This window comes from Pseudomonas sp. P4_C3, from assembly GCF_056402075.1.
In genome coordinates, this window is the sequence record NZ_JBFUIC010000350.1 from 1 (window position 1) to 3,941 (window position 3,941).

Below are 3,941 nucleotides of genomic sequence, written 5' to 3' on the forward strand. Positions count from 1 at the left end.
GATGTCCGCGCACGCAGTGGCCAGCCTCATGAAATTCTGCAGTCAGGCCACCGCCGAGCAACGGCTTGGCGTATTTTTTGAGCGCCTGTTCGAGAACCGTGTCGTGGAAACCCCTGAGGCATGATTCGCGCATTGGTCAGACGTTTCTTTGCAGAGACGAAACCCGAGCCCCGGCCCGCGCCGTTGCCGGTCGAGCAATCTCGTGTGTCGCCAAGAGATGTGGGCTTGCACGATGCAATGCATGACGGCTGGTTTTCGGGCGACAGCGGCGAATTGCTCAAAGGGTTTGCCATTACCGCCGACGACACCTTGCTGGATGTCGGCTGTGGTGAAGGGGTCGCGACCTTGTTTGCGGTGCGCCAGTGCGCGTCGGTGATCTTCACCGACAGTGAGTACGACAAGGTCCGCGACCTGGCGCGGCAAGTGCAAGCGCAGTCGGACAAGGCGAATCTAGGTCTGGTCAGCAACAGCCTGCCACTGCCTCTGGCCGATGGTTGCGCGAGCAAAGTCGTGTGCATGGAAGTGCTGGAGCACATCGATCAGCCAGAACCCTTCATGGCCGAACTGGTGCGCATGGGCCGCCCCGGCGCGCTCTACCTGCTGAGCGTACCGTCCCCGGTGGGCGAGCATTTGCAGAAAGGCATCGCCCCGGCCAGTTATTTTCAATCGCCCAATCATGTGCAGATTTTCAGTCCCGAGCGATTCGCCGCGCTGGTGGAAGACGCGGGCCTGGTCATCGAACATCGTCAGGCCACCGGGTTTTTCTGGGTGATGGGCATGATTTTTTTCTGGGCCAGTGAACGGGCCGCCGGGCGCGATCTGGGTGGTGCGGTTCGCGACCGGATTCAGGCGCCGTATCCGCCGCTGATGGAGAGCTGGGCGAAAACATGGCAGGACTTGCTGGCCCAGCCCGACGGGTTGGCGATCAAGCAGATGCTGGACCGGTTCATGCCCAAGAGCCAGGTGATCATTGCTCGCAAACCGTATGTCCAGGAGGGCGCATGAGCAACGAAAAACGGATCATGGACATCGAGTTGCTGCGCGGCATTGCGGTGCTTGGCGTGCTGTTTCATCACCTGCAGGACAGCCTGTTCGCGGCGGCTGTGCCGTTGTTGCAGAGCATCACGCTGTACAGCCAGCCGTGGTGGGGCGTGGATCTGTTTTTCGCGATCTCGGGCTTTGTCATTGCCCGCAGCCTGATCCCGGGCTTGCGCCGCTGCACCACGCGTCGGGAGTATTGGCAACAGACGCGCAATTTCTGGTTGCGTCGGGCCTTTCGTTTGCTGCCGTCGGCCTGGTTATGGCTGGCGCTGATGTTGCTGGCGTGTCTTTTTCTCAACCGTTCCGGCGCGTTCGGCACGCTGTACGCGAACCTTCAGGCGACCCTGGCCGGCGTCGCCCAGTACGCCAATTTTCGCTTTGCCGACAGTTTTTATCACTACGAGTACGGCACCAGTTTCGTGTACTGGAGCCTGTCGCTGGAAGAGCAGTTCTACCTGCTGTTTCCGCTGCTGATCGTGCTGTTGCGCAAACACCTGGTGTGGGCCTTGCTGGCGTTGGTGGCGCTGCAATTGTTTACCTTGCGCACGCCGATCCTGATGGTGGTGCGCACCGACGCGCTGGCCCTTGGCGTGCTGTTGGCGATGTGGAGCGTGCAGCCTTCGTACCGGCGCTGGGAGCCAAAATTCCTGCGTCGTCCATGGGTGGGTGTTGCCGCACTGATCGCGGTGTCGCTGCTGCTCAGCTTCATGGCAACGGATCGTTTCACCTTCACTTCTTACCGGATCGGCGTGATTGCGCTGTTGTGTGCGCTGCTGGTGTGGATCGCTTCTTATAACCGCGATTACCTGTTGCCGCGCGGCGTGTTCAAAAACCTGATGACGTGGGTCGGCAGCCGTTCCTACGGGATCTACTTGATCCATATCCCGGTCTACTTGCTGGTTCGTGAATTCATTTTCCGTTTACAGGCTGCCGGGCTGCCCAGTCCCGCTGGCCATCCGATTCTGATGTTGCTGATGGCTGGCGGCCTGATCGTGCTGCTGAGCGAACTCAACTATCGCTACATCGAAATGCCCATGCGCAACCGCGGCGCCTCGCTGGTCAAACGCCTGGGCACCTCCCGAACAGCCGTCCCATCCTCTGGAGCTACCTCATGCTGAGCCTTTTAAAGAAACTCACGGCGGGCACGCCCGCGCCTGTGCAGCCAGAGACAGCGCCCGCGGCGCCAGTGGCGGAGAAAGTCGACCCCTACATGCTCGGCCTGCACGACGCGATGCTCAGTGGCTGGTTCAATCAGCAAACCGGCGAACTGTTCACCGGCTTCCCGGTAACCCCCGAGGACACGCTGCTGGACGTAGGCTGCGGCGACGGCGGCAACGTGCATTTCTGCGGGATGCGCGGGGCGAAGATCATCATCGCCGACATCGACGCGGCGAAGGTCGAAGCGACCCGCCAGCGCCTGAGCGATACACCGGCCCGCGACGTCGAATGTCATGTCACCGACTGCAACCCGCTGCCGATAGCCGATGCGACCGCCACGCGGGTGGTGTCGACCGAAGTCATCGAGCACGTGGACGATCCGGCCCAGTTCCTCGCTGAGCTGGTGCGCGTCGGTAAACCGGGCGCGTTGTATCTGCTGAGCGTCCCGCACCCCAGCTCCGAAGACCTGCAGAAAGATATCGCGGCGGCCGAGTATTTCCAGAAACCCAACCACATCCGCATCATCAGCGAAGAACAGTTCAAGGCCATGGTCAGCGATGCCGGCCTGGAAGTGATCAGCCATAGCCAGTACGGATTCTACTGGTCGATGTGGATGCTGTTGTTCTGGGAAGCCAAGGTCGATTTCAGCAACCCGGACCATCCGTTGCTCAACCACTGGGCGGATACCTGGCAGGCGATTCTGGCCTCGCCACGGGGTGCACAGATCAAGCAGGCGCTGGATGCCGTGGTGGCGAAAAGTCAGGTGATCATTGCGCGTAAACCCTGATCGGCATTAAGGCTGCACCCTGCTCATGCATGATCCAGCGTTGCAGACAGGCTTGGCGATGGGGTACTGATTCCCATGAAGCGCCGCACTCGTTCTCCTTTGGCATCGCATCGTATGGTTTCAGGTGCGGCATCCAGTTGGATATTACCGTTCTCCATGAACACGACCCGGTCGGATATCGACATGGCAAAGTCCATTTCGTGGGTCACGATCAGCATGGTCATGCCTTCTTTGGCCAGGTCGCGGATCACGTTCAGCACGTCGTTGACCAGTTCCGGGTCGAGGGCCGAGGTAGGCTCGTCGAACAGCATGATCTGCGGCTCCATCGCCAGGGCTCGAGCGATCGCCACGCGCTGCTGTTGCCCGCCGGAGAGCTGGTGCGGGTACTTGTGGGCATGGGCCAGCAGGCCGACCTTGTCCAGTAGCGCATAGGCACGATGTTCACTCAGCTCGCCCGGCTGGCCGTGGTAACGCGGTGCCAGCGTGACGTTGTCGAGAATGGTGCGGTGCGGGAACAGGTTGAAGTTCTGGAACACCATGCCAATGTGCCGCACGCCTTTGCGCAGGCGGGAGCCGTTGGGTTTGTCCGAAGCCTCGATGAATTTTTCGCCGAACAACAGAATGTCGCCGGTATCGATGGTTTCCAAGCCGTTGACCGTGCGAATCAGCGAAGTCTTGCCGGAGCCGGATGGCCCGATGATCGAGACCACCTGGCCGCATTCGACATTAAGGTCGATACCCAGCAGCACCTTGTGCGTGCCATAGCTCTTCTGGATGTTCTTCAGTTGCAGGATCGGCGTTGTGTTGCTGCCTGCTGYCTTGCGCGCAGTGTCGRGCAACGCTTCGGCACTGGCCTTGAACCTGGCGATGGTGGCCGCGTCGAGCGTGTGCGGCTTGCGGAAGTTCAGGTCCAGATAGCGCTCCAGGCGTTGCAGGAAATAACCGAACACGGTGA

At 60.5% G+C, this 3,941-nt stretch carries 4 protein-coding genes; 3 read left to right on the forward strand and 1 reads right to left on the reverse strand.

The features are described 5' to 3' along the window. Positions 1-120 precede the first annotated feature (120 nt). The 3 genes from AC1DVH_RS27295 to AC1DVH_RS27305 are packed head-to-tail and all read left to right on the forward strand — an operon-like array spanning position 121 to position 2,986. Entirely contained in the window at positions 121-1,005 is an 885-nt protein-coding gene (locus AC1DVH_RS27295; protein WP_477756417.1) for a class I SAM-dependent methyltransferase, read from the forward strand. After that, positions 1,002-2,159 (forward strand): acyltransferase family protein, encoded by a 1,158-nt coding sequence (locus AC1DVH_RS27300; RefSeq protein WP_477756418.1) that lies wholly within the window; start codon positions 1,002-1,004, stop codon positions 2,157-2,159. Before AC1DVH_RS27295 ends, AC1DVH_RS27300 begins: the two co-directional genes overlap by 4 nt. Next, a complete protein-coding gene (locus AC1DVH_RS27305) occupies positions 2,153-2,986 on the forward strand; it encodes a class I SAM-dependent methyltransferase (protein ID WP_414873274.1) in 834 nt (277 codons plus the stop codon). Before AC1DVH_RS27300 ends, AC1DVH_RS27305 begins: the two co-directional genes overlap by 7 nt. 23 nt (positions 2,987-3,009) lie before the next feature. Here AC1DVH_RS27305 and AC1DVH_RS27310 read toward each other — a convergent pair. Then, on the reverse strand, positions 3,010-3,941 hold a 932-nt coding region (locus AC1DVH_RS27310), incomplete at its 5' end, for an amino acid ABC transporter ATP-binding protein (protein WP_477756419.1).

Bases quoted from the DNA above. Each gene is read 5' to 3' on its own strand.
- AC1DVH_RS27300 (WP_477756418.1), top strand. From the start codon at position 1,002: ATGAGCAACGAAAAACGGATCATGGACATCGAGTTGCTGCGCGGCATT.
- AC1DVH_RS27305 (WP_414873274.1), top strand. From the start codon at position 2,153: ATGCTGAGCCTTTTAAAGAAACTCACGGCGGGCACGCCCGCGCCTGTG.
- AC1DVH_RS27295 (WP_477756417.1), top strand. From the start codon at position 121: ATGATTCGCGCATTGGTCAGACGTTTCTTTGCAGAGACGAAACCCGAG.